Consider the following 26,311-nt stretch of genomic DNA (forward strand, 5'->3'; position numbering starts at 1 on the left):
CTTCTTTGATTCGGTTAAGGCTGTTGGAAGTCAGCCCCGCCGATAGAGGGGGCTGACATCACGCAATTAATCAGACATCACTAGGGTCTTGCCCCGCAGAGCTGCGGATTCTCTGGACTGCTCATCTGGAGAAAAAGACGGATGAGGCAGGGGGTGAGATCCCTGCCTTTTTATTGCGAGGGCTCATCCCACCCCAAGAACCCAGCCCACCTGCTTTTGCTACCACGGAGCCCAGAGCTTGTACTTCTCCTTCGTGGGCTCGCCTCACGGGCGTAGCCCACTACGCGAGTGAATTCGTGGTGCCCCTTATGACCAACTTGCTCGTGCTTTTCGCAAACCATCCACATCTCATGCACCTGGGAGGGGCGGCCTCCCTCCTTGTCCTCTTTGCTGCGATGCAGGACGAAATCGCATAACCACGACCGGTGCCAGCTCTGGTGCAGATGGTGCCCGGGGGGATGCAGACCCCTCGGGCTTTACCTTCGTGCCCTGAATCGCTACCTTCCGCTGAGACTAGAAAGCCATGTCGTCGCGATGAAAATTTTTCTGACTTTATTTACCGTATTTGGGATTGCAGCGTTCACACCCACATCAGTTCAATCAGAACAAAAAATAAGTGAAAACGATACTTTCAATTCGTTTTGGTCTGGGGCTTCGCAAGCCGGTGCAGGAGTGATTTGTCACGCATACAAGGAAGGAATGATTGAGGTAGATCAAGCTCTAGACTTGATATTTAATGAATATCTTGTCGCATACAATGTCGAGATGGATTCATGGGATCCAGGAATTGATTGGAAAGGTCAAAGCTTGGGCAGCTCTTTTGTGGCTTCTTTTCGCAAGGAGCTTGATAGAGCTGGATGCGCATCTCTGAATGCTCCTAACTATCTTTTTGCTACTGATGGGGACAGCAATGCAGTCACTAAATCTATTCAAAAATCAATTAAAAGACGTGCTGGAGGCTTCTAAGGGGTCCTTTGCATAGAAATGCTTTCGGGTCACCCGAAGTCGCGTTGTTTGCCTAAGCACGACCGTTTGAAATTTGTTTGGTCTGAATTAGTGGCTTTTACGCGGTGCTACCTCTACGCCATTCATATAAGCGGTCATTGAGAAGAGCAAAACTCAATTTAAGTAGCAAGTGATACGCAGGGTGCTGGGTCTCCAAAGTTGTGACTTCGGTGCTCCAGTTGATTTGCACCTCTGAGAGCGGCGATATCACCTCTGTGTAGGCGGTGGTTTCGCTTGTCAAAAGCTGTGATTCAACATGCAGTGGGTGACGCTGCGGCACGTGATTGAACTGGCTGAGGACAGCTAACGCCTGCGTCGCGCTTTGGCTTTTAAGGCTCGCTTGTTGCGCCATACGGCGAGATAACCGCCGAGCCCTAATCCAACCAGCAGGAGAAGAGGACTCATGCGTGTTCAGAGAGCATTAACCACCATCTACCTGACAGCCGACCATTGCTCCTGCTGCAGCTCCAACAGGGACTCCCACCCAACGGCCTTTGTCCCTGGACAGAGCCGCGCCTAATCCTGCTCCAAGCAATCCACCAATCACACTCCCTTGGCTGCAGTCGTTGTTGTCGATATCGACTTCTTGGGATTTCTGCGTAGAGGCCTGAGTCGAGCTGCCAGAGCAGGCAATCTCTACCTTTTCAGTCCAATTCCGTACGTATCCAGGCCTGTCTTTTGTACCAGGTACGTATTCCTCCCTGTACTCGTCCCGAAAACACTTCGTACTACGCGAATAACCAGGCTGGGAAACGGTTTGGGCTTCTGCGCCTACAACGACAACGAGCGGCGTAGCCGCTGTGCCAATCAGCAGGGACACAAGGAAAGGTTGGAGCGAGGGCATCGTGATTGTTCCTCTACAGAAAAGCTACTCCCATAGAGACGCCAAGGTCAGCTGATTGGAAGACACCGAAATGGGAAGTTATGGAACGCCAATGAGCCAAGTGAAGAAAGCTGCCGAGCGCCTTTCTCATCAACCTTCAGATCTCGACTACTAAACCCAAACGAAATTAAATATTATTTCACCAAATCACTCAAGTGATGTTGCCTGGCTGGCGAACTGCAGCGCTGATGCGCCAAAGACTTGTAGGCGCTCTTCTCAACCCTGCTCAATGATCTCCATCTCCCCTGGTCTAACCATTCTCTTAAAGCCACATCGACGCAGTTTTTATATCCTTCGTCGCTGTCAAACCTCTCCCAAGCAAAAGCTGAGTGAGCCGAAATGAGCAGAACAGAAAGGAGCACCGGCAGTCGTTTCACGTAAAACCCTCGAACCAAAGTTCAATATGGCTTGAAATATCCTAGGCCGCAAAAGGATCGCAACTTTCAGTAAGCGCCATACAATGCCAAGGGGTGAAGAGCGGCTGAACTCCGAGCATAAGAAAAAGCTATGTCACTTTGTGTCGAACACAGCAAAGGTGTACGAGCAATGGATAGACATTGGGGACTACAGCTTGGTTCTGTCCCGCCTAATTCATGTCAAGGTGATCCGCTGCAGCTCATAGAGCAGATCACCTGAGCCAAGACCGCCATTTTCCTGGCCATCTCGTCTCACTTGCATTCATAGCAATGAATCGTGAATCGCGTCTACAACACTGGCCGGAGACGCAGCTCTGCATCCGCAAGCCTGAGAAGATCAATCAATAGATGGAGAAATAGGCGCTACTACAGAACCAATTGATCCTTCTGGCCAAGAGGAGGTCCAGAATGAGTGATAACAAAGTGATCCGAAAACGCCGATGACGAGTAGTAGGGCCAAAAAATGGGACTGGCGAACGAACAGCAAAGAAATGCTGTCCTGGATTGCCGAGGCTGTCGTTGGTAGTTCATCAGCTTGGGATGAAACTGATGACGACGAGATCGACCCCATCGCAGTTATGGGGAGAACGGATAATCGCTCTGACTGGGTTGGTGCAACTACACCAAAAGGAAACCGTGGAACAAGATCGCCCCAGCGGCCCGATCTGGCACGGCGCTACTTCATCAGCCGTGAACAATCACCTGTAGGCAACTTCTTCGAGAAAAAGAAACCAGAGTGGACGCGCGAACAGCAGATTGATGCATACCGCGACTACGTCTGGGATGAGTGGCTCCAGAAAGGGAACATGCCCGACGGGGCTGACCGTTGGTTACGTGCGCGTGCTGCAGAGGTAATTGCAGGCAAAACCATCGACTTGATTTCCGACTCCCGCGAGTTCAGCCGAAAAAATGGAGGAGGCTTCATCGGAGAAGGAGCTCCTTATGACTGCCATGGCCATGTCGTCCGAGCCTTAATCCTGATCAAGGCTGGACGGATCACCAAAGAGGATTACTTCGCTAGCCAGGCTGAATATCTCCTGAAGATGGAGGGCGATCCGATTGGATTGGCCTGGAAGCAGGAGGCCAAGGAAATCATCGCGGCACGTGAGGCGGCCCAAGAGGAATCCAAATCGGACCCATGGTCTGAGTAAAGCTGCTCTCAAATGATCTTTGTCGGGGCTTACTCGATACGGTTGAGCCCGTTAAGCCGTCCAAGGTTTTGTGACGAACCGAACGCTCTGTCTCGGTCTACTCAGTCAAGACTAATCCTGCTGCCTACTTATTGGGTCAGCTGGAACCCATGACATGAGAGCAACCAAACTCACCACCGCTCCACAAGGCTTCGAGTACTACAGGGTCTGCGACAAAGAAGGTGTATGCCGCGTAGTCCGTGGGGTGTGGGCAGCCCAGCACCTCATAGAGGACATGCCTCACTTAACCGCCACCAAGACAAAACTCTTTCCAGTGGACTGGGGTTAGCGCTCAAGCAAAGCAACGTGGCATTAGCTAGTGGGCAGAGGCCGTGGCACCCAAAGCCGATGGCCACTAAAAAGAGATCCAAAGCCTCAATGTCTTTATGGCCAGGGTCAAGTGGGAAACAATGACTGACGAAAGTCAGGCCATGGCTAAGAAGGTCGGACTGATCAGCCTTGGTGGAGTCATCCTGTTGGCCCTCAGCAAGATGATTTTCCCCCTAGTCCTGCTTGGTGGCGGCAGCTATGTCGCCTGGAGAGCCCTATTCAAGAAGTAGGACGCAGTACTTTCACTAGGACGCACTTCCAAGTCAACCCACACAAATCAACTGCAGGGGAACAGGTTTCAAGAAAGCTGTTCAGGAGTTTTAGTCACACCCTAGCTAGCCAAAAGCCAGATGGGCACAAACGAGTTGCGATCACTGTGTCCTGCCCTGCAGAACAAGACCTACTTCAATTACGGCGGCCAAGGGCCTTTGCCCAATCCTTCCCTGGAGGCGATCACCGCAAGCTGGGCGTGCATTCAGGAGTTGGGGCCATTCACAGCAGATGTTTGGCCCTACATCGCCAAGGAGGTGAACAGCACCCGCCGCCTTCTGGCCCAGTGCTGCGGTGTTCCGCCCCATCGGCTTGCCCTCACTGAAAACGTCACCAGCGGCTGCGTGCTGCCGCTCTGGGGGTTGCCCTTTACCGAAGGGGAGCGGCTGCTGATCGGCGACTGCGAACACCCCGGTGTTGTGAGTGCCTGTGTGGAACTGGCCCGACGCCAGAACCTCGCCATCGATGTACTGCCGGTGAAGCACTTGCGGGGTGATCAACCCCAATGCGATGCCGCCGTGGTCGAGGCGATTGACCAAACCCTCACCCCCCGCACCCGTCTGGTGGTGCTGAGTCATCTGCTCTGGAACACCGGCCAGGTGATGCCGATTACCGCCGTCGCCAAGCAACTCCATCAACACCCCCAACAACCTTTCCTGTTGGTGGATGCAGCCCAAAGCTTTGGACAGATCCCCGTCGAAGACGCCGCTGCAGCTGCGGACATCTATGCCTTCACCGGGCACAAGTGGGCCTGTGGACCGGAAGGCCTGGGGGGCGTGGCGCTTTCAGAGCGTGTGGTGGCCGAGGCGTCTCCAACCGTGATCGGTTGGCGCAGCCTGCGTGATGAAAGCAAGGTGGATCTGAGCAGCACTGATCTGTTTCATCACGACAGCCGCCGCTTCGAAGTGGCCACCAGCTGCGTTCCCCTGATGGCCGGCCTGCGCTGTTCACTGCAACTGCTGGAGAACGCTGGATCAGCCCAACAACGCTGGAACCACATCCGAGCCCTCAGCGGCAAGTTCTGGCAGGCACTCCAGGGGCTGGATCACGTCACACCCCTGCTGGAAGTGCCGCCCGCCAGCGGACTGGTGAGCTTTCAGATCATTGGCGATGTGCCCCCCATAGAGCATGTAAAGCAGCTGGGGGGCCAGGGGCTGTGGATTCGCGATCTGGCAGACCCCAGTTGCTTGAGGGCCTGCACCCACATCACCACCACAGACGACGACATCAACGCTTTGGTGGCCGCGATCAGCGCCCTTTGATCGGCTCAGATCAACCGCGTCAGAGCAACTTGTTTCAAGACAACCTCAAACGCAGGGCGCGTTCCGCCTCCTCGCGATCATCGAAATGCACCTTTTCGGTGCCGAGAATCTGGTAGTCCTCGTGCCCCTTGCCAGCCACCAACACCAGATCGTTCGGTTCTGCTTCGGCAATGGCTGAGGCAATCGCCTTGGCTCGATCAGCCTCCACAAGCAAATCGCTACCGGCCGGGATCCCCACCACCACGTCATCCAGGATCTGCTGAGGATCCTCGGTGCGGGGGTTGTCTGAGGTGACCACCACGCGGTCCGACAGGCGTGCCGCAATCGCCGCCATCTGCGGACGCTTGCCCCGATCCCGATCACCACCGCAACCGAACACGCAGATCAGCCGCCCGGTGCAGAACGGACGCGCTGCTGAAAGCGCATTGTCCAGACCATCGGGCGTGTGGGCGTAATCCACCAGCACCGGGGGCAAATTCGCTGCATCCACCCCGTTCAGGATCACCCGCTCCATGCGGCCGGGCACGCCACCGAAACGGCCGATGGCCTCCAGCAGCACCGGCAAGGGCAGCTGCTGCTGAAGCAGCACCCCCACCGCCTGGAGCAGGTTCATCAGGTTGAAGCGACCCAACAGGGGCGAACGGAAACGACCCTCGCCCACAGGACTGATCAAGCGACCCTCCACCCCAGCAGCCGTCATCTGCAGGCCACTCATGTGCAACTCGGCCGAGGGATCCACAAGGGAGCTGCGCCAACAGGCTGCCCCAAGCCGTTCGGCCAGGCGCGCCCCCCAGGGGTCATCGCTGTTTACCACCGATCGCACGCCGTCGGCCAGCAGCAAAGGATCCGAAAACAGCGACGCCTTGGCCTCGAAGTAGTCCTCCATTGAGGCGTGGTAATCGAGGTGATCCTGGGTGAGGTTGGTGAACACGGCGCCCGCGAAGCGGCAGCCCGCCACCCGCTGCTGCGCCAGAGCGTGGGAACTCACCTCCATCGCCGCCAGGCCGCAACCTGCGGAGGCAGCCTCGGCGAGTTGCCCCTGCAGGCGGTCGGCAAAGGCCGTTGTGTGGGTGGCCGTGATGCTGTGGCCCGGCCAGCGGTTCACCAACGTGCCGAACAAGCCCACCGATTGGCCGGCCGAAGCGGCCAGATGCTCGATCAAATGGGTGGTGGTGGTTTTGCCATTGGTGCCGGTCACACCAATTAGGGCCATGCGCCTGCAGGGGTGATCCCAGTACGCCGCGGCGATCTCACCAATCCGACGCGCCACCGGCTCTTGGATCACCACCACGGGGTCGTCAGCAGCTGGCGGTTGCGCAGCAGCGGCTTCAGCTCCAATCACGGCAGCGGCGGCCCCGGCCTCAAGGGCTTGGGCCCAGAAGCTGCCTCCATCCACCCGTTCGCCTGGGAGACCGAGAAACAAGGTTCCAGGGCCGACGCGACGGGAATCGGTGGTGATGGCCTCCAACCCAGGGTTCACCAGCCCCGGCGGCACTGCGATGCCTGCGTCACGTAACAGGGCATGCAACACCTGCGTCATCCCGTCTCCCCTGTGCTTGGGGGAGTTTTAAGCCGTTCAGAGCGCCGTGGACAGACAGCGTTGCAACCAATTCAACAGTCCCTCACCCGTGAGCCGCGGGGAAACCCGGGGAAGCTCAGACCCATCGAGCGCGAGCACAGGCACCTCAAGGTCGTAGCGCGCCTTCAGCTCCTGGGGGGTGCCGGACGCATCAATATCGATCACGGTCAGCTCGATCGAGAGCCCCAGGAGATCGAGATCGCGCAAGCGAGATTCCAGGCCTTCGCAGAGGCAGCAACCGGTACGGCTGTAGAGGGTGAGCTGCTTCATCAATCGGGCACCGGGTCACATCCGCAGGGCGTGAAGGGATGACAGCGCAGCAGCCGTTTCACGGTGAGCCAGCCCCCTTTCCACGGTCCATGCTTCTGGATGGCCTCCAGGCCATAGGCGCTGCAGGTGGGCGTGAAGCGGCAGCGAGGCCCGATCATCGGGGAGATGAAACGCCGATAAAACCCAATCCCTGCCAGGAGAACAGCCGCCAGAGCCTGGTTCAACGCCTGTCGCAGCTTGGCCATCGGGCCGCCAGATACAGTGGCAGATTCGTGCATCGCTGCAGATGCCTGGAGCTGTTTCGGTTCCAGCATGGCCAACAACAGCACGAACTCAACACACACCTTCCCACCTATGTCTCGTTACCGCGGCCCTCGCCTGAGGATCACGCGGCGCTTGGGAGACCTCCCCGGTCTCACCCGGAAGGCCGCCAAACGGTCCTATCCCCCCGGTCAGCACGGCCAAGCCCGTCGCAAGCGCTCTGAATACGCGATCCGTCTCGAAGAGAAGCAGAAGCTTCGCTTCAACTACGGCGTCTCCGAGCGTCAGCTCGTGCGCTACGTGAAGAAAGCGCGCGCCCAGGAAGGTTCCACCGGAACCAACCTGCTCAAGCTGCTCGAGAACCGTCTCGACAATGTTTGTTTCCGCCTCGGCTTCGGTCCCACCGTGCCCGGCGCCCGTCAACTGGTGAACCACGGCCACGTCACAGTGAACGGTCGTGTGACCGACATCGCCAGCTACCAGTGCAAGCCCGGCGATGTGATCGCCATCCGCGAGCGCAAGTGCAGCAAGAAGCTGGCTGAAGCCAACCTCGAGTTCCCCGGTCTGGCCAACGTGCCCAGCCACCTCGAGCTGGATAAGTCCAAGCTGAGCGCCAAGGTCACCGCCCGTTGCGAACGCGAGTGGGTTGCCCTGGAGATCAACGAACTGCTGGTGGTGGAGTACTACTCCCGCAAGGTCTGATCCAGATCCGCAGTTCACAACCCCACGATGCGCAACCCTGGGTTCAGGGTTGCGTTTTTTTTGGCTGATCCCCAGGCACTGCAGTCGCTCACCGGCCACGACTGGCTGGGATTAATCCACCCCGTGCTGATGATCCTGTTCGTCTACCCGGTGGTGGGCGCCACGATCCGACTGGGAATCCTGGCGCGAGAAAAGCGGCTCAAGATCAACCCAATTGCCGACACGGTGCCGGTGGAGCATGCGCAGCATGGGGCCTGGGTGACCGGCGGAGTGCTGGTGGCGGTGCTGATCGGCCTGGGCCACAGCCTCTGGAGCAGCCATCCCCTGGGTCTGATCGTTACCGGCAGCGCTGTGTTGTTCAGCTTCGGGCGCCTGCTAACGACCCGGCTGGTCTGGCAGCGCTTTCTCTGGGCTATCGCCAGTGCCTGCGGCCTGCTTCTGCTGGGGCTGCATCCGGCCGTGGAGCGGTTCAGCGATGTTCCCTGGAGCCGCCTGTTCTGGCAGTCCCATTTCTGGATGGGGATGTTGCTCACCGCCCTGTTGCTGAGCTCAACGGCGCTGCAGCCCTTGATTGGTCATTCCGTGCAGGCCAGGCGCATTCACATCAGCAGCAATCTGCTGGTGGCTTTGCTGCTGGCCATGCAAGCGATCTCGGGAACGCGAAATCTGCTGCTGCACTAAGCCAAAGCTGAAAACTGCTGACGCAACCAGGGAAGGCTCAGGCCGATCACGTTGGAATAACAGCCATCCAAGCCATCGATGCAGAGGCCGCCGCGGCCCTCGAGGGCAAAGCCACCAGCGCATTGCAGCGGTTCTCCACTGGCCACATAGGCCTCGATCTCGGCCTGGCTGAGCGCGGCAAAGCGCACCACCGTTTCCACGCAAGCCAACAGCTCAGGTTGTCCGCGACGAATCAGGCAATGGCCCGTCAGCAGAGATCCGCAGCCGCCAGCCATCCGCTGCCAACGCTCGATCGCTTCGGCTGGCCCTGAGGGCTTGCCGAACACCTGCCCTTCAAAACTGAGCACCGAATCACAGCCCAGCACAGCCGTGATCTCGGCATCGCCCACCGGGTCAAGCGTCTGGGCAACAGCTGTGGCCTTGGCCTGAGCCAGGAGTTTCACCAGCTCTGCGGGCTCCGCATGCTGGATCTGGTCTTCATCCACACCGCTGACGCGCACCTGATGCGGGATTCCCGCTTGCTCCAGCAAACGGCGACGCGCCGGCGAGGCGGAAGCAAGCATGAGCACGGGAACACACCGCAGAACAACGCTCCGTAGGCTGCCAGGGACGGAAGGCTTCGCCATCGCTCACCCCACCGACCTGCTGGATCGACGCAGCCGTGACCGGGCCTGCCGGGCCATGGGATGCCTGCCCTTCTCTGAAGCCCTATACCGGGATCTTCAGCAGCAAGGCTTGGATGCCGGCGACCTCTGGAGCGAACCCAGCCGCTACGGCCGCAAAACACGCTGGTTCCGCAACAGCGAAGCCCTAGAAGACGACCTGCGTTGGCTGATCAGCGTGGGCGTGCTGCGCCGGGAAGTGGATGGGCAAGGGCTGACCAGCCGCTTCAGGCTCACGCCCCTGGGTCGCCAACTCCTCGATGACGACCCTGCACTCCTGCAGCGTTCGATTCCGGTATTGGAGCGTCTGCGTCACAGCCTGCGTCGGCACTGGCCGCTGTGACCCGCACCACGCCGCGGCCCCTGATGGTGCTGGGCACCTCCAGCGGTGCCGGCAAATCGCTGATGACGGCGGCACTGTGCCGGGTGCTCCAACGCCGTGGGGAACAGGCGCTGCCCTTCAAGGGGCAGAACATGAGCAACAACGCCTGGGTGGATGCCGATGGCGGGGAGATGGCCTACTCCCAGGCCATGCAGGCCTGGGCGGCGGGCCTTGAGCCCTGCTGCGCCATGAATCCCGTGCTGCTGAAACCCCGGGGAGACAGCACCAGTGAGGTGATCCATGGGGGCCAGAGCGTGGGGATCGCCCGCGCCGAGCACTACTACCGCGACTGGTTCCGCCCCGGTTGGCAGGCGATCCGCACCGGCCTGATGCAGCTCCAGCAGCAATGGCCCCAAGGCCGGCTGGTGCTGGAGGGGGCGGGAAGCCCGGTGGAAGTGAACCTGCAACGCCGCGACCTCACCAACCTGCGCCTGGCCCAGTACCTGCGGGCCAACTGCTTGCTGGTGGCCGACATTGAGCGCGGCGGTGTCTTCGCCCAGATCGTTGGGACGCTCGCTTTGCTGCGCCCGGTGGAGCGCCCGCTGATCAAAGGCATCCTGATCAACCGCTTCCGCGGCCGTCGGGAGCTGTTTGATGAGGGTCGCCAATGGCTGGAAGCCAACACCGGGGTACCGGTGCTGGGGGTGATGCCCTGGCTAAACGAGCTGTTTCCACCCGAAGATTCCCTCGATCTGCTGGAACGCAAACCCACCCGCGGGGCCACCGATCTGGAGATCGCTGTGCTGCGGTTGCCCTCATTGAGCAACTTCTCCGATCTCGATCCGCTCGAAGCTGAAGCCAGCCTGAAGCTGCGCTGGATTCAACCCGGGGAACCCCTGGGGCAGCCGGATGCGGTGATTCTTCCTGGAAGCAAGCAGACGCTGCGGGATCTCGAAGCGTTGAACAGCTCTGGACTGGCCGATCAACTCAGGGCCTACGCCCAGGCTGGGGGGTCCGTCCTGGGCATCTGCGGCGGCATGCAGATGCTGGGCAAAACGTTGAACGATCCGGAGGGACTGGAGGGCACCGATCAACGGGGACCCCAGAGCGGCTTGGGCCTCCTGCCCCTGGACACCACCTTCAGCGGCACGAAACGGCTGAGCCAGCGCAGCATCGATGGCCTCTGGCCCATGGAAACACCGCTGAACGGTTTTGAACTGCACTACGGAATGACCACCCCGGATCCCGGTCTTCGGCCGCTAAGCAGCGACCCTGGTTTGGGGTGGTGGGCTCCCGGGCCCAAGGGTTCGAGCGTGGTGGGCACCTACCTGCACGGATTGCTCGACAACGGCCCCTGGCGACGGGCCTGGCTCAACCGGCTTCGCGACCAACGGGGATTGCAACCGCTGGCCAACGATCCCAAGAACCACAGCGCCCACCGTGATCTGTTGCTCGATCGCCTCGCGGATGCCTTCGAGCAACATGTGAACCTTGCTCCATTGCTCCAGCCATGACGTCGATTCCGGTGCGCTGGCCCGATGGGCGCATCACCCACGAAACCATCGGCGAGGACTGGTTGGTGGCCGCCAGTGGAGCGGGCATCAGCATTCCCACCGGTTGCCTGGGGGGCAGCTGCGGGGCCTGCGAGATCGACGTCAACGGCAAGACGGTGCGCGCCTGCATCAGCACCGTTCCGGCGTCGAAATCAGCGAAACTCAGGGTTGAATTCGCCACCGACCCGCACTGGTGACTCGCCTTCGCCTCAGCCTGATGGCCCTGCTCACCGGCACCCTGAGCGGCGCCGGTGTGGCGGTTGTGATGGGCTGGATCGGCGGCTTAAGCCAGCGGCTCTGGGGAGATCCGGTGCTCGAGGGCTTGGATCGCAGCCTTCCCCTGGGCTGGTCGCTGCTGATCTGCGGCGGCAGCGGCTTGATCCTCTCGCTGCTGCATCACCCCGGCCCCACCACATTGCTACCGGAGCTGCGGGACACCCTGAGCGATCTGCGTGATCCAGACCAGGCGCCGAAACGCGATGAAGCTCGCGGTCTCCTCGGAGCGGCGCTGGCCCAGGTTGGGGGAGGTTGCATCGGACCTGAGGCCCTGATGAGCCGCATGGCCGCCCTGGTCAGTCAACGGATCTGGCGTGGTCGTGACCAGAAGCTTCAGGAAGCAACAGTGGCAGGCAGCCTCGCCTTTTTCGGAGCTCCACTGCTGGGGGGTGCTGTGGTGGGCGAGGTCACTCACCCCAAAAACCGCAAGCAGGCCTTCCTCGACCGCTGGTTGCCGGGCAGCCTCGGCGGTGTTGCCGGTTTTGCCGCTTTCAATGGCATGGGAACCGCCAGCGGTGGATCGCTGCAACGGCTTCCCTACATCTGGCCCAGCAACCTGGGGGAAGATCTCGGCAGCCTCAGCGCAGGCCTGTTGGGGGGACTCATCGGTTGCGGCCTGGGTTTGTTGTTTCTGCAGTGGCGAGGCTGGCTGGAGCAGCGCCAACTCCTGGCCCAATGGCCCTGGTGGCCGCTGCTGACCGGCCTGCTGTTGGGGGCCTGCATGCACTGGTTGCCGTTGGTTCCCTTCGCCAGGGAAGAGCAGCTGCGGCCCCTGCTGGAAGGCCAGAACTCAAGTGAGACCTGGGTTCTGCTCCTCTCCTCGATCGTGAAACTGCTGATGCTCGGCCTTTGCCTGGAAACAGGCTGGCGCGGAGGGGTGTTCTTCCCCTTGTTCCTGGTGGCCTGCGCACTTGGGATGGGACTCCACCTGCTGCTGCCCGATCTGGGCAGCCTGGGCAGCTGGTGCGGCGCCCTCACAGGTGCGTTGTACCGCTGCGTGCTTCCTGCACCCTTGGCGGTTCTGGTGCTCGGGGTTGCCCTCCTGCAGGGTCACGGCACAGCCAGCCTGCTGGTGGGCCTCGGCATGGCGCAGCTGATCAGGCGCCGTGCTGAGCGGGATGGTGGCCCTCCACTTCGCCCTTGAACACACGGCTGGCCCGGATGTCGGCCTCCTCAATCGTGATGAGATCCTGCTTGGTGAGGGCTTCACCCATCCGCGAAAACAACCGGTTGGCCTGGCGCAGACGGGCCCGGTCCAACGCATTGCGAACCGAGCGCGCGTTGGCGAAGAAAGGCAGCTGACGCCGACGCGAGACGTAGTCGGAGAACGCCGTCTCGGCCTTGGCACTGAACTGATAGTGCTGGGCCTCGAGGAGCAGGCCTGCAATCGCCATCAGCTCGTCGTCGCTGTAGTCGGGGAAATCGAGATGGTGCGCCACCCTTGAGGACAGACCTGGATTGGAGCTGTAGAAGGTCTCCATCCGATCTCTGTAGCCCGCAAAGATCACCACAACGTCGCTGCGCCGGCTCTCCATCTCCTGCAGGAGAATCTCAATCGCTTCGGCGCCGTAATCGCGTTCGTTGTCTGGCTTGTAGAGGTAATAGGCCTCATCGATGAACAGCACGCCACCCTGGGCACGCTTGAGCATCTCCTTGGTTTTCGGGGCGGTGTGACCCACGTACTGACCCACGAGATCGTCGCGGGTGGCCGTCACCACATGACCCTTGCGGAGGTAACCCAGGCGATGCAGGATTTGCGACATCCGCTGCGCCACGGTGGTCTTGCCCGTGCCGGGATGGCCGGTAAATGACATGTGCAAACTGGGCGCCGTGCTGGGCAACTCCAGTTGCTGCCGCGCCTGATCCACCAGCAACAGCGCTGCGATCTCTCGGATCCGCGTCTTCACCGGCGCCAGGCCGATCAGTTCACGGTCCAGTTGGTCCAACACCTCAGCCACACCGGAATCGGCATAGGCCGAAGCCAGATCAACTGAGGAGGGCATCGATCTCTGCGGCAAAGGCACGATCGGCTTCGCTCAGCTGGGCCTCGGGGCCGTCATCCTCCGGCCGGATCGTGATGTTCACGTAGGTGCGCCCAAAGCTGATGTCAGGAAAGCGCTGGGTGGCCTCGCTGTGGTCGCCGAGCTTGTCGAGAAAATCCCTGGTGGCGTCGTAGCTCTCAAACTCGAAACGACACTCGAGGCATACGGGTCGTTTCCGCTCCTGCCACTGATTCATCAGAGTCCCCGTTCAGCCTGAACCTGCTGGAAACCTAGAGGAGCGCCACCCGCTGACAGCCCATCAAGCGCCCAGACCAGGCCTCGGCGTAGGCCCGATTGGCGGCCTGCTGCTCGGGGTCATCGGTGTCCAGCGGATGCGGCATCGTGCCGGCGATGGCGGCATTGGTGACGCAGAACATCGACTTCTGGAAGCTGACGCAGATCTGCACGTGCACATCCGTTTGGCCTCGACCGTTGTCGTCGTACCAGAGGCTCAGTTCCTCGGGCAGGTGGCGGTACATGTCCTGCATGCAGAGGCTGGGGGGAATGCCCGCACCCATGCTCGGAATCGGGTCGGCGTAAAGGGCGCCGTACTTGAAATCACTTATGTCCGGTGAAATCTGCCGGGCCTGGGCGTTGTACGACACCGTTCCAAGGAAGGGCATGCCGCGGAAGAAAACGGCCTCCACGTAGGGCACCGCAACATCCACCAGAAAGGTGAGACCCGCCTCAGGGGGAAGCACCCAGATCTCTTCACCACCGATCGTCACCTTGTATTCAATCGGGCTTCCGGCCGCCGCCACCAGGCCATCGCGGATGTGATGCACCACATCGTTGACGCAGGTGACTTCCTTGATCGCGTAGCGGCGGGCCAGGTCGACAAAGATGTCGCTCATCACGCGCCAGAACAGACCGAGGCAATAAATCGTGGTGAGCGAACGGATGGCCTCGGGGGCGAAATCGGGATAAAGGCGGTTGTTGAGGGCCAGCAGAGGGTCCCGCGCCGACTTGCGCTTGATGATCCGCTGGCAGGCCTCGGCGAACTCAGGCGTGTCGAGGTAGGCATCCAACCCGCCGGTGCCATGCCAGAACATCGCCTTCTGGCAGTACTCGGCGTACTCAAAGTTGATGCGATCCCCCATCAGATGGGTCCAGAGGCGCTTGAGGTTGAACCCCTCATGGAAGAAGCGGAACACCGGGAAGGGATTGAGCATCTGCTGCTCGCCCTGATCCACCAGGTTCTTGCTGTAGGCATCGAGAACAAGCCCATAGCTCTCGAGCACATTCACCACCTGCAGCAGATGGTCGGGGGTGTCCTTGAGCAGCGGCGTGTCGCTGAGCAAACGACGGATCAACTCCTCCTGATCAGGAAGCACCGGAGGTTGAACGGGGGATGCGGATGTCGGGGTCATGACAGATCTCCAGTGATCAGGCTGAGGCCCGTGGTGGCCGCCTCACTGAGGTTCGACAGCAGCTCCGGAGCAAGGCCAAGCACCAGCACACCGAGGCTGAGGGCGATGGCCGGGGCCTGCTCCCGCAGCGCCACGCGGTTGAGGATACGGGGATTCACCACCTCGCCGGGGGCGATCGCCAGGCGACCGAAGAAGGCGCGATTCACCAACAGCAGGAAATAGACCGCCGTGAGTCCCGATCCCACCATGGAAAGCAGCGTGGCCAGGGGGAAGGGCTGAAGGCTGCCGCGGAAGATCAGGAATTCGGAAATGAAGCCGGCCATGCCGGGGATTCCGGCACTGGCCATCACCCCGATGATCATCAGAGATCCAGTGAGCGGCAGGCCGCGCTGGGGGTTGAGCAGGCCTCGCAAGACGTTGAGGTCGCGGGTGCCGGTCTGGGCGTAAACGACACCCACCACCAGGAACAGCACGCCAGAGATCAGGCCGTGGCTCACCATCTGGAACAGGGCCCCCATCAACCCAAGCGGCGTGGCGGCAGCGGCGGCCAGCAGCACGTAGCCCATGTGGCCCACCGAGCTGTAGGCCACCATGCGCTTCATGTCGGTCTGGGCAATCGCCGCAAGGGATCCGTAGAGCACTGAGATCGCAGCCCAGCCGGCCAGCCAGGGAGCAGCCACCTGCCAGGCGTCGGGGAACAAACCAAGGCAGAAACGCAGCAGGCCGTAGGTGCCCAGCTTGAGCAGCACACCTGCCAGAAGAACCGAAACCGGTGTGGAGGCCTCGGTGTGGGCATCCGGCAGCCAGGTGTGGAAGGGGAAGAGGGGGATCTTGATGCCGAAGCCGATCAACAGAGCACCCATCAGCAGCAGCTGGGCGGTCATGCCCAGTTCACCGGAAAGGATCGGCCTCAGGCTGAAGTCCATGGTTCCGGTGACCAGAGCAATGCCGAGGAAGGCACCCAGGATCAGCACGCCTGAGACGGCGGTGACGATCAGAAACTTCGTGGCGGCGTAGGCCCGGTTGGCACCACCCCATACAGCGATCAGCATCCAGAGGGGGATGAGCTCCAGTTCGTAGAACAGGAAAAAGAGCAGAAGGTTCTGGGCCAGGAAGGCACCATTCACCGCTCCGGAAATCACCAGCAACAGGGCGAAGTAGACCCGGGGGCGGTTTTCGATCGTGCGCGACGCGATCGCCGCCACCAGGCAGAGCACCCCATTCATCAACACCAGCGGCAACGACAAACCGTCCAGCGCCAAGGCGTAATCCAGCCCGATGGCATGCACCCAGCGGGCCTGTTCCACCAACTGCAAACCTGCGTCGGCGGCATCGAAGGGCAGCAGCAGGGCGAAGCTCGCCAAGCACTGCACCACCAGAAGCACGATGGACACATCGCGCAGGCGTGCACTGGACGGGGATCCCGGCCAGAGGATCAGAGCCAGAGCCCCGAGGAAGGGAATCAGAAGAAGGAGGGAAAGAAGCATCTCGGGGCGATCAGGTGAGGAACCAGCTCACCGCGGTGAGGAAAAGAACGATGGCCAGGAGCACCGTCAGCACGTACGACTGGCTCTGGCCGCTGACGCTGAGCTTGAGGCTGTCGGCACTGGCCAGGGAGAAGCGCGCCACTCCATTGAGAAGACCATCCACAACATTTCGGTCGAACCAGGAGGCCAGGCGAGAGAAGCCAGCCACCACGTTGACGATGGTGAGGCGATAGAAGCGCTCGGTGTAGAAGTCGTAGGCCAGCAGGTCCTGCCACCAGCGCAGAACAGGATTCAGCGAGCGGGACCAGGCCTTGCTCAGGGGGAGAACGGCGCCAGCGAGCAGGCCCAGCAGTCCGCTTCCCACCACAAGAGCTGCTGCCCAGAGGGGGAAGGCCAACAAACCATCGAGCGATTCAAGCCGCACCAGCAACAGCGGGGTGATCAGCACGATCACGGTGAGCGCCACCATCGGGAACGCCATCTGCCAGTTCACCTCGGCAGCCCGGCGGGACTTGATCAGGGAATCCCCCATGAACACATGGCGGAACACCCGCACCAGACCCATGGCGGTGAGTGCGTTGGTGAGCAGGAACACCGCCATGAACGGCACCGAGCGCACGCTCAGCAGCTCAATCGACTGGGCCAGGGCCAGGAAGCCACCCAGGGGCAGGAAGCCCACCAGACCAGCACCACCCACCAGAAACGCCGTGGTGGTAGCCGGCATGCGGCTGCCCAATCCCCCCAGCTCGGTGATGTCCTGACAGTTGGTGGAGGCAATCACGCCGCCAATGCTCATCGACAGCAGCGCCTTGGACACGGCATGGGTGAACAGCAGCAACAAGGCCAGAACAGGGATCTGCAGCGCAATGGCAATGAAGACAAGGCCCATGTGGGCCGTTGTGGAATACGACAGCGTGCGCTTGATGTCCACCTGAGCCAGGGCCACCAAAGAGCCACCGATCGCACTGATGCTGCCGATCACGAGCATCACGCCGATGGCGATGGGAGAGAGCTGAAGGATGGGCATCACCTTCAGCAGCACGATGGCGCCGCAGGTCACCACCACCGAGTTCCGCAGAATCGAAGCAGGGTTCGGACCCTCCATGGCTTCATCCAGCCAGAGGTGCATGGGGAACTGGGCGCATTTGCCCGTTGGGCCTGCAACCAGGCCCAAACCCAACAGCGTTGCCGCCAAGGGAGAGAGGGTGTCTTCAGCAGCCCAGGCGTAGAGGTCGTTGAAACCCATCACGCCGGAATAGCTGCAGAGCGCCACCACACCCATTAGCAGCAGCACATCACCAACGCGCTTGGTGAGGAAGGCATCCCGGGCTGCTGTAACCACCAGGGGTTGGGCGTACCAGAAACCCACCAATAAATAAGTGGAGAGCGTCAGCATCTCCAGCAGGAAATAGCTCTGGAACAGGGAGTCGCTGAGCACGACACCACTCATCGCACCCTCGAAAAAACCGAGCAGGGCAAAGAAGCGGGCCAACGCCCATTCCTTGTCCATGTAGCCCAGGGAGTACACCTGCGACAGCAAGCTGAGGCCCGTGATCAGTTCCAGGGCCACCAGGTTGGTGAGCGACAAGCTGAAGCTGATGTTCAGCTCCAGGTCAGACACGCTGAGCCAGGGGAAGGCCAGATCCACCGGCCCTGATTGGTAAACCTCCTGCAGGATCAGGCTTCCGTGGGCGAAGGCCAGCAGGGTGAGAAGAATGTTGAGGTAGGCCGCCGGTCGATGGGCATCTCGGCGGAACAAGCCACAGGCCCAAGGGAGGGAAACCAGCATCCCGATGAACCCATAGAGCGGGATCAACCAGGCGGTCTGGATGGGAAGCGAAAGCTCCGGGGTCAAAACGGCGAGCGGGATGGTGATCGAGCTGGTCGCTGGTTGGCCGGCGAATCTAGGAGCCGGTCAGGAGCTAAAGGGCTCTTTGTGAACGGCTGTGAGGAGGCTTTTATGCCTTCAGCTGCGGCGAGCTGCACCACTGCCGGCCAACACCGGCTCCACCTCTTTATGAGGACGGGCAATGATGTGAGCAGCGACGAGGCCGTCGCCCACGCGCTCGCAGGCATCGGCACCGGCACGAACAGCGGCATTCACTGCACCGGTTTCGCCACGCACCATCACCGTGACGTAGCCACCACCCACGTACTCACGGCAGATCAGGCTCACCTCAGCAGCCTTGGTCATCGCATCGGCTGCCTCAATGGCAGGAACCATGCCGCGGGTTTCGATCATGCCCAGTGCCACACCGGGAACGATGGGGGAAGGGGTGGCAGCGGGCTTGGTGACGGCTGAGCCGCCGCCGGATCCGGTGTTGGAAGCGCTGCTGCGACGGGTTGTGGTGGACGCACGACGGGTGGTTGAAGCAGGAGCTGCCTTCGCAGGAGTCGACGCGGGAGCAGGAGTGCTTGCCACAGGCTTCACGTCCACAGTCTTGTTCGCCGCGGAGGTGCTGCGGGTGGTACGACGACGGGGGGTGGGGGAAGGAGTGGCCATGGATTGGTAGGTGTGGAAGCGGAACGGAAACGGCGGAGGGAAATGAAGGATCCCTATCCGTCCGGATTCCAGAAATCGATGATGCCACCGATGGTGAGATCGGTGAGAACGGTGTTGTCAGGGCAGGCATGCCGGGCAGCCGAACCGCTGGCGGTGAACACCCAGTTGCCCTCACGGGCACCCACGGGGTCAACAGCCACCAGCTTCTTGCCCTTGTTGTTCTTGAGAATGCGCAGGTGCATGTGATCCAGACCGGCAACCCGGTAGGAGCAGACCAGCGTTCCCATCACCTGCATGATCTCCATCAGCTGGCCTTGCCTCCCGCGGGTTTGCTGGGGCTGGGGGATGGAGAGGGAGCGGAGGTCTTCGGGGGGTCGGGTTCCCAGTGGTCAATGATCCCCACGATCGTGAGGTCACTGGGATACGACTTGCTGCCGGCAGCTTCACGGGCGGCCGAGCTGCTGACGCAGATCACCCAGTCTCCAGGTTTCGCACCCACCGCATCGACGGCCACCTTTTTGGTGCTGCCATCCAGAACCACCTGGAGGTGTTTGTGCTCGAAATCGGGAATCCGGTTGGTGGAAACGAGCGGCTTGACGACCTTGACGATGAGCATGATCAGTGAGCCTCCGGAAGTTGCGGGTCGAGCGTGGAACCGACGACCTCGGCCGGAGCCGTCTGGTTGCGGTCGCGAATGGTGAGACAAGTGTGGAGCAGACCCTCATCAACGAGAGCTGCGTAGCGATCGGCGATGGCCTGGTTCACCCGTTGGCAATCGGCGATGGCCCGTTCCCGAGCACCCGGCACGCGGCCGGAATAGTCGAAACGCACCACAACCGGAATCGGCAGATCCCTGGACACATTCAGACCCTTGAAAATTTTCACGCCCACATCGAGATCGGGGGCGCCCTCCTCGACGGTGTCGAGGTGAGCGAAATAGGTGAGGTTGCGCAGATGCACCTCTTTAAAACCAATGCCAACGCCAATGAAACGCTCGGCGTGCCCGGCATCCGGGTACGTGCCCCCGTGAAGATCCTGCACGTAGTCGATCTGGGAGAAGTTATTGGCGAGCAAACGGGTCAGGAACGACACCATCCCGGCATCCATCGGTCCAGGAGCAGAGCTCTCAACGGCTTCAGCAATCTGTGCCATTGCTTGATCGGCACTCATCGATGCCGTGGCGGCATGCAGTTCCCTGGCGCAGAGCCAGCGGTCGAGCACCATTTCGCTGTCACGGCTTGGGGGATGCACCCGGATCGCATCGGTGTCGGTGTCGAGGCCGATCAGCAGAAGGTCAACGGAGGCACCGCAACAGAAGCTGTTTTCCACCGACTCACGGAAATCGAGCAGGCGTTGATGACCCGCCGCTGCCGCCAGTTCGTCATTGCTGCCATGGGCAGCGCAGCCCTGATGGGAGGGATCGAGGGAACTGAAGTGGTAGGTCACCACCTTCAGGTAACGGGTCGGTTCCGTGGAGGGATTGGGTGAACCTTCGCGGTAGCGACGGTGCTCGGTTTTGACCCAGCGGTTCACCGTGTTCTCCACGTCGAACATAGCGCCAGCGTGGGAACGGCGACGCACAGCGCTGAAGGGAATGCGCAGGGCATAGGCCACGGTGTGAGCCAACCGACCATCGGCACAGGGCGTCAGGTCGAGCAGATGGATCCCGCAGTCGAGCAGGAACTGTTCGAACTCCCGGGAGGCAGCACTGCCCGTACCGGCATCCAGGGGATCGTCCTGGAAGAAGCGGTCACTGAACAGCCGGTGGCTTTCGAACACGCACCAGGCGAACAGGGCACGCATGTCGAGGGGGCGAACCCAGGCCCGCTGCAGGATGTGATCCGGCAGATCAAAACCGAGTTCGGCCCGGCACAACCGCTGGGCCTGGGGAATGAAATCGGTTTCGTGCTGAAGCGCTGAAACCTGCTGGAGCAGGGGAACGATCCGATCAAAGCGGCCCTTGATCTCCTGCTCGTAGGCCTGGAGACGGGCATTGGCCGCTGCATCCGTCAACGGATGACGCCAGTGGGTGATCGGCAGAGAGCTGCGGCTCAGATTGAAAGGAACCGCCCGGGTGGATGCCTTCTCACGGCGGACCCAGCCCGGCTGAGTGGATGCGGGACGTTGAACGTCCTTGCTGGAGCGAATCCGACCACCACCGACCGGGGCGCCGCCCAGTTGAGCGGCCTTGCCCTCAGTGGTGAGGGCAAGGCGCCGATCAAGAGCGTCCTTGCGAGTGGAGGACTCCACGTCAGACGAGGTCTGAACGAAATCAGAGGTTGTGGCCAGCTGTTGAAGCTGACGTCTGGTAGGTGCCGAGGGGGCCTGAGGTCGCCCGCCACGGAGAGGCTTGGAGCGAACCATCAATGAATCAGCCCCGTGCGCCGCCGGAGACGGTGATCAGGGAACCCTTCTCGGTGTTGCCACTGGAACCGGTCACGCGGCTCACAGGCCATTCGTTCTCCTCGTTGCGCTTGCGCTCGAAGGGGGACATGGCACTCATCGGGCCAGGACGGCTGGGGTTACGACGGCGGGCCGAAGCACCCTCAGTACCGGTCACGTGCTCACCACGATCCCAGTCGTCACCAGTGATCTTTGTGGAGGAGCCCTCGCCGGTCACCCGGGATGCAGGCTTCTCGGAAGGCTCGCTGACCACAGCCACGGTGGGCTGGAACTGGCGCTGCTGACGGTTCTGGAACTCGCGGTTGTCGAAGCGGAACTGCTCGGTACCGGTCACCTTGCCACCAGCCATGTCAAAAGGGCCGGTGATGCGATTCCCCTGCTCATAGGAGGTACCCGTCACACCAGAGGCGGCCTCACGTTGCTGCTGGGCAGCACGGGCGGGAGACACCACGCTGAAGCGGGTCCAGGCAGCACCCTCAGGAGCTTTTCCGTGGGTGTCGGTGCCAGCGGGAGCGTCAGCGCCGCAGGCAGCGGCCAGCTGATCAGCACCCACGTAAGGGGTGCCGGTGACTGCTTCGCATGCACCACGCTTGTCGCCGGTCATCACACCACCCACACCAGGCTGGATGCCGGTCATGGCAGCGGAGGGGGTGCCAACACGCACAGGCGTGCGCTCACGGATGGCCTGAACTGCAGGGGTGCCGCAGTGCTGGCCGGCCTGCTCAAGACCTGCATAGGGGGTTCCGGTGACAGCCTGGCAGCTACCGGGCTCGTCGCCAGTCACGTTCTCCGAACGGCCCGTACGGGTGCCGCTCACCACCTGGTTGCGGTTGGTGATGCTGAAGCCAACCTTGGCGGCCTCGGGCTCGGGCTTGCCGCCACAGAACGCATTCACCTGCTCAGCACTCACGTACTGATCACCCGTCACGCGGTGGCAGGAGCCGAACTCATCGCCGGTCACCTGAGCGGAACGGCCGACCATGGTGCCGGTCACGCCAGTGCCGGAGAGGGTTCCGGAGAGACCCACCTTGGCGGCAGGGCGACCTTCGGTAAGAGGATCTGAACCAAGGTACTGATCGCCGGTGAGGCTGCGGTTGGCACCTGCTTCATCACCGGTAACGCTGGCGGAGCGACCCACCATCACACCACTCACAGGACGCCCCTGTTCGGTGAGGCTGTGGCCTACCTTGCGCGGGGAGGTCACGCCACCACCGCAGTAGGCAGCGGACTGGTTAGCAGAGATGTACTCGGTGCCGGTCACGCTCTTGCAGGTGCCGGGCTCATCGCCGGTGACCTTTTCGGAACGGCCGACTTCATTACCGGTGACGCGGTTGCCATGGCTGGTGGCGGTGACGCGCACCTTGGCCGGAGTGGTGGCAGCGGGAGCTGTCTGACAGAAGCTCTGGAAGACCTCGGCGCCCAGGTACTCGGTACCGGTGATCGAACGGCAGGTGCTGGCCTCGTTACCGGTGGTTTTCACCGAGCGGTTGGCCTGGGTGCCGGTCACGGTCTGGCCACCGGTGGTGGTGCTTTCACCCACCTTCCAGTGGGCATCAGCGGCAGCGGCTTGCTTGGCGCCGTGGCGGTTGGGACCGGTGGGGCGGGTCACACCAGCGCTTTGCTTGTTGCGGGCACCGGCCTTGGTGCGCAGCTCACGCACCTGTTGGGCGAGCTCACGGCTAGTGAGGTCAGGATTGGCCTGACGGGCAACGGCGGCTGCACTGGTGGGTTGCTTGCCAGCGGTTTTGCCATGCTTCGACATGGCTTCACGACGGGCCAGCACCAGCGCGCGGCTGGGGTTCTCGATGGCACGACGTTTCGGAGTGGCCGAACGGCGCTCTGTGCGGGCAGACAACTTGGGAGCCGGTGCACTAAGGGAAGCCTTTTCAGCGGCGCGCTTGCCACCGCAACCACAACTCTTGGTGGTTTCAGCGGGTGCAGCAGCAGGAGCGGCTGCTTTGGTTTGACGGGGAACATCAGCGCGGTTGCGATCGCGGCTGGTGTCGGCGGTCTTACCGCGGCGGGACAGGGCATCACGACGGGCGAGCACCAATTCGCGGCTGGGATCGCGATGGGGCTTGACCTGGGAGCTGCGCTTTGCAGGAGCAGCTGAGAAGGACGTGGTCCGCTGCGGAGCTACAGCAGCGGGGGTTGCAGGTGCAGAGGCAGGCTCAGCAGCTGCGGCCGCGTTGGTGCGGGTGGGACGGGCATCAGCAACGGTGCGAACACGGTTGGCGCCATCACCAGCCGCTACCGAGGACTTCTTACCGGAAGTGGTCAGCGCCTTGCGGCGTTCAAGTGCGAGTTCGCGACTGGAGAGTCTTGCCATGTCCGCCCGAGGATGTCGTCGTGAGGTGGAAGGGCACTTGCCCCTCCGGAAAAAGCTGGAGCCCTGATCAGGTCAGGGCTCGGAACCAAGGGTTCGAAGGATCAGCGTCCTTCGAAGACCACGAAGCAGGCACCCTGGCTCTGGGTGTAGGCGTCGTAACCGACGATGCGCACGTGGTGGTCGGGGTATGCGCGGTGGCAAGCCTCGAGCTCACTGACAACGACGTTCAGATCCTTCTCACCGAAGAAGGGGAGCTTCCAATACGACCAGTAGGTGGCCATGGAGTTGCTGGGGTGGACGTGCTCGACGAGCGGGCTCCAACCCTGGGCAATGATGTAGGCGATCTGGTCGTAGATCTCGTCCTGGGTCATCGGCGGGAGGAAGCCGAAGGTCTCCAGGGTGGCGACTGTTTGATAGTCACCCACGGTGCTCTGGAAAGGCATGGGGATCCTGGGTGTAAGAAAAAGGGGTGGCCGGTTGCATCAACCGGCCGTTGAGACGATCAGTTCTGGACGTCGAGCTTGTCGACGGTGTCGAACTCGAACTTGATCTCCTTCCAGGTCTCGAGGGCGATGGCCAGCTCGGGGCTGTGCTTCGCGGCTTCCGTGAGGATGTCGCGGCTCTCTTTCTCGAGATGACGGCCGGCATTGCGTGCCTTGACGCAGGCCTCGAGGGCCACACGGTTGGCAGCAGCACCTGCAGCGGAGCCCCAGGGGTGACCGTGGGTACCACCACCGAACTGAAGAACGGAGTCGTCGCCGAAGATGGTGACCAGGGCGGGCATGTGCCACACGTGGATACCGCCGGAAGCAACGGCGAACACGCCAGGCATGGAACCCCAGTCCTGATCGAAGAAGTTGCCGCGGCTGCGGTCTTCGGGCACGAAGGATTCGCGCAGCTGGTCGATGTAGCCGAGGGTGGTCTGACGATCACCTTCCAGCTTGCCGACCACGGTGCCGGTGTGGAGCTGGTCACCACCGGACAGACGCAGACACTTGGCGAGAACGCGGAAGTGGATGCCGTGCTTGGGGTGACGGTCGATCACCGCGTGCATGGCGCGGTGGATGTGCAGCAACATGCCGTTCTTGCGGCACCACTTCGACAGACCGGTGTTGGCCGTGAAGCCACCGGTGATGAAGTCGTGCATGATGATCGGCATGCCGAGTTCCTTGGCGAACTCAGCGCGCTCGTACATCTCCTCGGGAGTGTTGGCGGTCACGTTGAGGTAGTGACCCTTGCGCTCGCCGGTCTCCTGCTCGGACAGCTTGATGGCTTCCGCAACGAATTCGAAGCGGTTCTGCCAACGCTGGAAGGGCTGGGAGTTGATGTTCTCGTCGTCCTTGGTGAAGTCCAGACCGCCACGCAGGCACTCATAGACGACACGGCCGTAGTTCTTACCGCTCAGGCCGAGCTTCGGCTTGATGGTGCAACCCAGCAGAGGACGGCCGTACTTGTTCATCCGGTCGCGCTCGACCTGGATGCCGTTCGGCGGGCCGTAGCAGCTCTTGATGAACGCCATCGGGAAGCGGATGTCTTCCAGACGGAGGTGGCGCAGAGCCTTGAAACCGAACACGTTGCCGACCAGGGAGGTCAGAACGTTGGTGATCGAACCCTCTTCGAACAGGTCGAGGGGGTAAGCGATGAAGGCATAGAAAGACTCCTTGTCACCAGGGACGTCTTCGATGCGGTAGCAACGGCCCTTGTAGAAATCGAGATCGGTGAGGAGCTCGGACCACACAGTGGACCAGGTGCCAGTGGAGGATTCAGCAGCCACAGCAGCGGCAACTTCTTCCTTGGGCACACCTTCTTGGCCGGTGCACTTGAAGCAGGCCAGCAGGTCGGTGTCGAGGGGGACGTAATCAGGAGTCCAGTAGGTATCCCTGTACTCCTTGACCCCAGCGTCGTACTTCTTGCTCATGGGAAAACTCCGTTAGGTCGGTGAAGAGGTTGAGACGTTCGCGTGCCTCGTCAGAGGCTCAGCGGAAGATCTCAGTCCTTCTGACCCAGGAAGTTGCCGTTGCCCAGAGCAGGCTCCACTTCGCGGTGGGGGCGGGCAATGATGTGAGCGGCGACCAGGCCGTCACCGACGCGCTCGCAAGCGTCAGCGCCAGCGCGCACAGCAGCGTTGACAGCGCCAGTTTCGCCGCGAACCAGAACGGTGACGTAGCCGCCGCCGACGAACTCACGACCGATCAGGCGCACTTCGGCAGCCTTGGTCATGGCATCAGCTGCCTCGATGGCGGGGACCAGACCGCGGGTCTCGATCATGCCGAGGGCGATGCCCATGGTTTCGTTAGCCATTGCCTACCGGGAGAAGGGATGGAATGTTCGCTGGGGACATTGCTTCGCCAGAACCCTTCCCGTCAAGCGATTTGGACGACATTCCCGATCACTGTCCATAGTGAACCAAATAAGCCGGGCTTATCACCCTGTGCCTCACTGTTCCGGTCTGCTGTGGTAGTTCGTGTGATCACATCCCCACAAGTCGTTGTCGGCGCTGGTGAAGCTCCATAGG

The 26,311-nt window shown here is 61.4% G+C and carries 28 protein-coding genes; 10 read left to right on the forward strand and 18 right to left on the reverse strand.

Annotated elements, in window-relative coordinates; all coding sequences use genetic code 11:
- Positions 1-534: 534 nt before the first annotated feature.
- Positions 535-966 (forward strand): hypothetical protein, encoded by a 432-nt coding sequence (locus DXY33_RS12055; protein ID WP_136975456.1) that lies wholly within the window; start codon positions 535-537, stop codon positions 964-966.
- 460 nt (positions 967-1,426) lie between these two features.
- Here DXY33_RS12055 and DXY33_RS10400 read toward each other — a convergent pair whose 3' ends face one another.
- Entirely contained in the window at positions 1,427-1,849 is a 423-nt protein-coding gene (locus tag DXY33_RS10400) for a glycine zipper 2TM domain-containing protein (RefSeq protein ID WP_115132837.1), read from the reverse strand.
- Positions 1,850-2,795: 946 nt separating this feature from the next.
- Here DXY33_RS10400 and DXY33_RS10405 point away from each other — a divergent pair.
- The 3 genes from DXY33_RS10405 to DXY33_RS10410 all read left to right on the forward strand — a co-directional run bounded on the left by DXY33_RS10405 (position 2,796) and on the right by DXY33_RS10410 (position 5,356).
- A complete protein-coding gene (locus tag DXY33_RS10405; RefSeq protein ID WP_136975457.1) occupies positions 2,796-3,455 on the forward strand; it encodes a hypothetical protein in 660 nt (219 codons plus the stop codon).
- A gap of 470 nt (positions 3,456-3,925) precedes the next feature.
- Positions 3,926-4,054 carry a hypothetical protein gene (locus tag DXY33_RS12885; protein WP_256377205.1) on the forward strand — a complete coding sequence of 43 codons (129 nt, stop codon included), beginning with the start codon at positions 3,926-3,928 and terminating at the stop codon, positions 4,052-4,054.
- Positions 4,055-4,174: 120 nt separating this feature from the next.
- A complete protein-coding gene (locus tag DXY33_RS10410; protein ID WP_115132839.1) occupies positions 4,175-5,356 on the forward strand; it encodes an aminotransferase class V-fold PLP-dependent enzyme in 1,182 nt (393 codons plus the stop codon).
- Positions 5,357-5,390: 34 nt separating this feature from the next.
- Here DXY33_RS10410 and DXY33_RS10415 read toward each other — a convergent pair whose 3' ends face one another.
- The 3 genes from DXY33_RS10415 to yidD are packed head-to-tail and all read right to left on the reverse strand — an operon-like array spanning position 5,391 to position 7,483.
- A complete protein-coding gene (locus DXY33_RS10415) occupies positions 5,391-6,896 on the reverse strand; it encodes a UDP-N-acetylmuramoyl-L-alanyl-D-glutamate--2,6-diaminopimelate ligase (RefSeq protein WP_115132840.1) in 1,506 nt (501 codons plus the stop codon).
- Between the two features lie 36 nt (positions 6,897-6,932).
- Positions 6,933-7,205 (reverse strand): glutaredoxin family protein, encoded by a 273-nt coding sequence (locus DXY33_RS10420; RefSeq protein WP_115132841.1) that lies wholly within the window; start codon positions 7,203-7,205, stop codon positions 6,933-6,935.
- The gene (yidD, locus tag DXY33_RS10425; protein ID WP_025362425.1) at positions 7,205-7,483 is read right to left on the reverse strand and encodes a membrane protein insertion efficiency factor YidD; all 279 of its coding nucleotides are present in this window, start codon (positions 7,481-7,483) and stop codon (positions 7,205-7,207) included. Before yidD ends, DXY33_RS10420 begins: the two co-directional genes overlap by 1 nt.
- Positions 7,484-7,559: 76 nt before the next feature.
- On the opposite strand from yidD, the gene rpsD reads away from it, so the two are divergent.
- A complete protein-coding gene (gene rpsD / locus DXY33_RS10430) occupies positions 7,560-8,168 on the forward strand; it encodes a 30S ribosomal protein S4 (protein WP_011363781.1) in 609 nt (202 codons plus the stop codon).
- Between the two features lie 27 nt (positions 8,169-8,195).
- A complete protein-coding gene (locus DXY33_RS10435) occupies positions 8,196-8,849 on the forward strand; it encodes a DUF4079 domain-containing protein (RefSeq protein WP_170951037.1) in 654 nt (217 codons plus the stop codon).
- Here the strand turns inward: DXY33_RS10435 and DXY33_RS10440 are convergent.
- Positions 8,846-9,412 (reverse strand): nucleoside triphosphate pyrophosphatase, encoded by a 567-nt coding sequence (locus DXY33_RS10440; RefSeq protein ID WP_115132842.1) that lies wholly within the window; start codon positions 9,410-9,412, stop codon positions 8,846-8,848. The genes DXY33_RS10435 and DXY33_RS10440 overlap by 4 nt on opposite strands.
- Here DXY33_RS10440 and DXY33_RS10445 point away from each other — a divergent pair.
- Genes DXY33_RS10445 through DXY33_RS10460 form a run of 4 tightly spaced genes read left to right on the forward strand, consistent with a single transcriptional unit; the run spans position 9,411 to position 12,806 of the window.
- The gene (locus tag DXY33_RS10445) at positions 9,411-9,854 is read left to right on the forward strand and encodes an Npun_F0494 family protein (protein ID WP_115132843.1); all 444 of its coding nucleotides are present in this window, start codon (positions 9,411-9,413) and stop codon (positions 9,852-9,854) included. The genes DXY33_RS10440 and DXY33_RS10445 overlap by 2 nt on opposite strands.
- Positions 9,855-9,877: 23 nt before the next feature.
- A complete protein-coding gene (locus tag DXY33_RS10450; protein ID WP_115132940.1) occupies positions 9,878-11,347 on the forward strand; it encodes a cobyric acid synthase in 1,470 nt (489 codons plus the stop codon).
- Positions 11,344-11,583 carry a 2Fe-2S iron-sulfur cluster binding domain-containing protein gene (locus DXY33_RS10455; RefSeq protein ID WP_115132844.1) on the forward strand — a complete coding sequence of 80 codons (240 nt, stop codon included), beginning with the start codon at positions 11,344-11,346 and terminating at the stop codon, positions 11,581-11,583. Before DXY33_RS10450 ends, DXY33_RS10455 begins: the two co-directional genes overlap by 4 nt.
- Complete coding sequence (locus DXY33_RS10460; RefSeq protein ID WP_115132845.1) at positions 11,580-12,806, forward strand: chloride channel protein; 1,227 nt, start codon at positions 11,580-11,582, stop codon at positions 12,804-12,806. Before DXY33_RS10455 ends, DXY33_RS10460 begins: the two co-directional genes overlap by 4 nt.
- Here the strand turns inward: DXY33_RS10460 and cbbX are convergent.
- The 13 genes from cbbX to DXY33_RS10525 all read right to left on the reverse strand — a co-directional run bounded on the left by cbbX (position 12,760) and on the right by DXY33_RS10525 (position 26,097).
- Positions 12,760-13,665, reverse strand: coding sequence for a CbbX protein (gene cbbX / locus DXY33_RS10465; RefSeq protein WP_115132846.1), 906 nt, complete (start codon positions 13,663-13,665; stop codon positions 12,760-12,762). The two genes, DXY33_RS10460 and cbbX, sit on opposite strands and share 47 nt — an antisense overlap.
- Complete coding sequence (locus DXY33_RS10470; protein WP_115008707.1) at positions 13,649-13,900, reverse strand: 4a-hydroxytetrahydrobiopterin dehydratase; 252 nt, start codon at positions 13,898-13,900, stop codon at positions 13,649-13,651. Before DXY33_RS10470 ends, cbbX begins: the two co-directional genes overlap by 17 nt.
- 34 nt (positions 13,901-13,934) lie before the next feature.
- Positions 13,935-15,074, reverse strand: a complete 1,140-nt coding sequence (locus tag DXY33_RS10475; protein ID WP_115132847.1) for a CO2 hydration protein — start codon at positions 15,072-15,074, stop codon at positions 13,935-13,937.
- Positions 15,071-16,561, reverse strand: coding sequence for an NADH-quinone oxidoreductase subunit M (locus DXY33_RS10480; protein ID WP_115008705.1), 1,491 nt, complete (start codon positions 16,559-16,561; stop codon positions 15,071-15,073). The genes DXY33_RS10475 and DXY33_RS10480 overlap by 4 nt, the downstream gene beginning before the upstream one ends.
- Positions 16,562-16,571: 10 nt before the next feature.
- The gene (locus DXY33_RS10485; protein ID WP_115132848.1) at positions 16,572-18,416 is read right to left on the reverse strand and encodes an NAD(P)H-quinone oxidoreductase subunit F; all 1,845 of its coding nucleotides are present in this window, start codon (positions 18,414-18,416) and stop codon (positions 16,572-16,574) included.
- Positions 18,417-18,527: 111 nt separating this feature from the next.
- Positions 18,528-19,064 carry a BMC domain-containing protein gene (locus DXY33_RS12900; RefSeq protein ID WP_115132849.1) on the reverse strand — a complete coding sequence of 179 codons (537 nt, stop codon included), beginning with the start codon at positions 19,062-19,064 and terminating at the stop codon, positions 18,528-18,530.
- A 53-nt stretch (positions 19,065-19,117) separates the two neighbouring features.
- Entirely contained in the window at positions 19,118-19,369 is a 252-nt protein-coding gene (locus DXY33_RS10495; RefSeq protein ID WP_011363752.1) for a carboxysome peptide B, read from the reverse strand.
- The gene (locus DXY33_RS10500; protein WP_006850911.1) at positions 19,369-19,680 is read right to left on the reverse strand and encodes a carboxysome peptide A; all 312 of its coding nucleotides are present in this window, start codon (positions 19,678-19,680) and stop codon (positions 19,369-19,371) included. Before DXY33_RS10500 ends, DXY33_RS10495 begins: the two co-directional genes overlap by 1 nt.
- 2 nt (positions 19,681-19,682) lie before the next feature.
- Positions 19,683-21,428 (reverse strand): carboxysome shell carbonic anhydrase, encoded by a 1,746-nt coding sequence (locus tag DXY33_RS10505; protein WP_115132850.1) that lies wholly within the window; start codon positions 21,426-21,428, stop codon positions 19,683-19,685.
- Between the two features lie 7 nt (positions 21,429-21,435).
- Positions 21,436-23,796, reverse strand: coding sequence for a CsoS2 family carboxysome shell protein (locus tag DXY33_RS10510; RefSeq protein WP_115132851.1), 2,361 nt, complete (start codon positions 23,794-23,796; stop codon positions 21,436-21,438).
- Positions 23,797-23,897: 101 nt separating this feature from the next.
- Positions 23,898-24,239 carry a ribulose bisphosphate carboxylase small subunit gene (locus tag DXY33_RS10515; protein ID WP_006043651.1) on the reverse strand — a complete coding sequence of 114 codons (342 nt, stop codon included), beginning with the start codon at positions 24,237-24,239 and terminating at the stop codon, positions 23,898-23,900.
- A gap of 59 nt (positions 24,240-24,298) precedes the next feature.
- Positions 24,299-25,714 carry a form I ribulose bisphosphate carboxylase large subunit gene (locus tag DXY33_RS10520; protein ID WP_011363747.1) on the reverse strand — a complete coding sequence of 472 codons (1,416 nt, stop codon included), beginning with the start codon at positions 25,712-25,714 and terminating at the stop codon, positions 24,299-24,301.
- Between the two features lie 71 nt (positions 25,715-25,785).
- On the reverse strand, positions 25,786-26,097 hold the full coding sequence (locus DXY33_RS10525; protein WP_006169870.1) for a BMC domain-containing protein: 312 nt from the start codon (positions 26,095-26,097) through the stop codon (positions 25,786-25,788).
- Positions 26,098-26,311 lie beyond the last annotated feature (214 nt).

This window comes from Synechococcus sp. N26 (assembly GCF_900473975.1).
GTDB lineage: Bacteria > Cyanobacteriota > Cyanobacteriia > PCC-6307 > Cyanobiaceae > Parasynechococcus.

Bases quoted from the DNA above. Each gene is read 5' to 3' on its own strand.
- DXY33_RS12055 (WP_136975456.1), top strand. From the start codon at position 535: ATGAAAATTTTTCTGACTTTATTTACCGTATTTGGGATTGCAGCGTTC.
- DXY33_RS10400 (WP_115132837.1), bottom strand. From the start codon at position 1,849: ATGCCCTCGCTCCAACCTTTCCTTGTGTCCCTGCTGATTGGCACAGCG.
- DXY33_RS10405 (WP_136975457.1), top strand. From the start codon at position 2,796: ATGCTGTCCTGGATTGCCGAGGCTGTCGTTGGTAGTTCATCAGCTTGG.
- DXY33_RS12885 (WP_256377205.1), top strand. From the start codon at position 3,926: ATGGCTAAGAAGGTCGGACTGATCAGCCTTGGTGGAGTCATCCTGTTG.
- DXY33_RS10410 (WP_115132839.1), top strand. From the start codon at position 4,175: ATGGGCACAAACGAGTTGCGATCACTGTGTCCTGCCCTGCAGAACAAG.
- DXY33_RS10415 (WP_115132840.1), bottom strand. From the start codon at position 6,896: ATGACGCAGGTGTTGCATGCCCTGTTACGTGACGCAGGCATCGCAGTG.
- DXY33_RS10420 (WP_115132841.1), bottom strand. From the start codon at position 7,205: ATGAAGCAGCTCACCCTCTACAGCCGTACCGGTTGCTGCCTCTGCGAA.
- yidD (WP_025362425.1), bottom strand. From the start codon at position 7,483: ATGCACGAATCTGCCACTGTATCTGGCGGCCCGATGGCCAAGCTGCGA.
- rpsD (WP_011363781.1), top strand. From the start codon at position 7,560: ATGTCTCGTTACCGCGGCCCTCGCCTGAGGATCACGCGGCGCTTGGGA.
- DXY33_RS10435 (WP_170951037.1), top strand. From the start codon at position 8,196: ATGCGCAACCCTGGGTTCAGGGTTGCGTTTTTTTTGGCTGATCCCCAG.
- DXY33_RS10445 (WP_115132843.1), top strand. From the start codon at position 9,411: ATGAGCACGGGAACACACCGCAGAACAACGCTCCGTAGGCTGCCAGGG.
- DXY33_RS10440 (WP_115132842.1), bottom strand. From the start codon at position 9,412: ATGCTTGCTTCCGCCTCGCCGGCGCGTCGCCGTTTGCTGGAGCAAGCG.
- DXY33_RS10450 (WP_115132940.1), top strand. From the start codon at position 9,878: ATGGTGCTGGGCACCTCCAGCGGTGCCGGCAAATCGCTGATGACGGCG.
- DXY33_RS10455 (WP_115132844.1), top strand. From the start codon at position 11,344: ATGACGTCGATTCCGGTGCGCTGGCCCGATGGGCGCATCACCCACGAA.
- cbbX (WP_115132846.1), bottom strand. From the start codon at position 13,665: ATGCCCTCCTCAGTTGATCTGGCTTCGGCCTATGCCGATTCCGGTGTG.
- DXY33_RS10470 (WP_115008707.1), bottom strand. From the start codon at position 13,900: ATGAATCAGTGGCAGGAGCGGAAACGACCCGTATGCCTCGAGTGTCGT.
- DXY33_RS10475 (WP_115132847.1), bottom strand. From the start codon at position 15,074: ATGACCCCGACATCCGCATCCCCCGTTCAACCTCCGGTGCTTCCTGAT.
- DXY33_RS10480 (WP_115008705.1), bottom strand. From the start codon at position 16,561: ATGCTTCTTTCCCTCCTTCTTCTGATTCCCTTCCTCGGGGCTCTGGCT.
- DXY33_RS12900 (WP_115132849.1), bottom strand. From the start codon at position 19,064: ATGGCCACTCCTTCCCCCACCCCCCGTCGTCGTACCACCCGCAGCACC.
- DXY33_RS10495 (WP_011363752.1), bottom strand. From the start codon at position 19,369: ATGGAGATCATGCAGGTGATGGGAACGCTGGTCTGCTCCTACCGGGTT.
- DXY33_RS10500 (WP_006850911.1), bottom strand. From the start codon at position 19,680: ATGCTCATCGTCAAGGTCGTCAAGCCGCTCGTTTCCACCAACCGGATT.
- DXY33_RS10505 (WP_115132850.1), bottom strand. From the start codon at position 21,428: ATGGTTCGCTCCAAGCCTCTCCGTGGCGGGCGACCTCAGGCCCCCTCG.
- DXY33_RS10510 (WP_115132851.1), bottom strand. From the start codon at position 23,796: ATGGCAAGACTCTCCAGTCGCGAACTCGCACTTGAACGCCGCAAGGCG.
- DXY33_RS10515 (WP_006043651.1), bottom strand. From the start codon at position 24,239: ATGCCTTTCCAGAGCACCGTGGGTGACTATCAAACAGTCGCCACCCTG.
- DXY33_RS10520 (WP_011363747.1), bottom strand. From the start codon at position 25,714: ATGAGCAAGAAGTACGACGCTGGGGTCAAGGAGTACAGGGATACCTAC.
- DXY33_RS10525 (WP_006169870.1), bottom strand. From the start codon at position 26,097: ATGGCTAACGAAACCATGGGCATCGCCCTCGGCATGATCGAGACCCGC.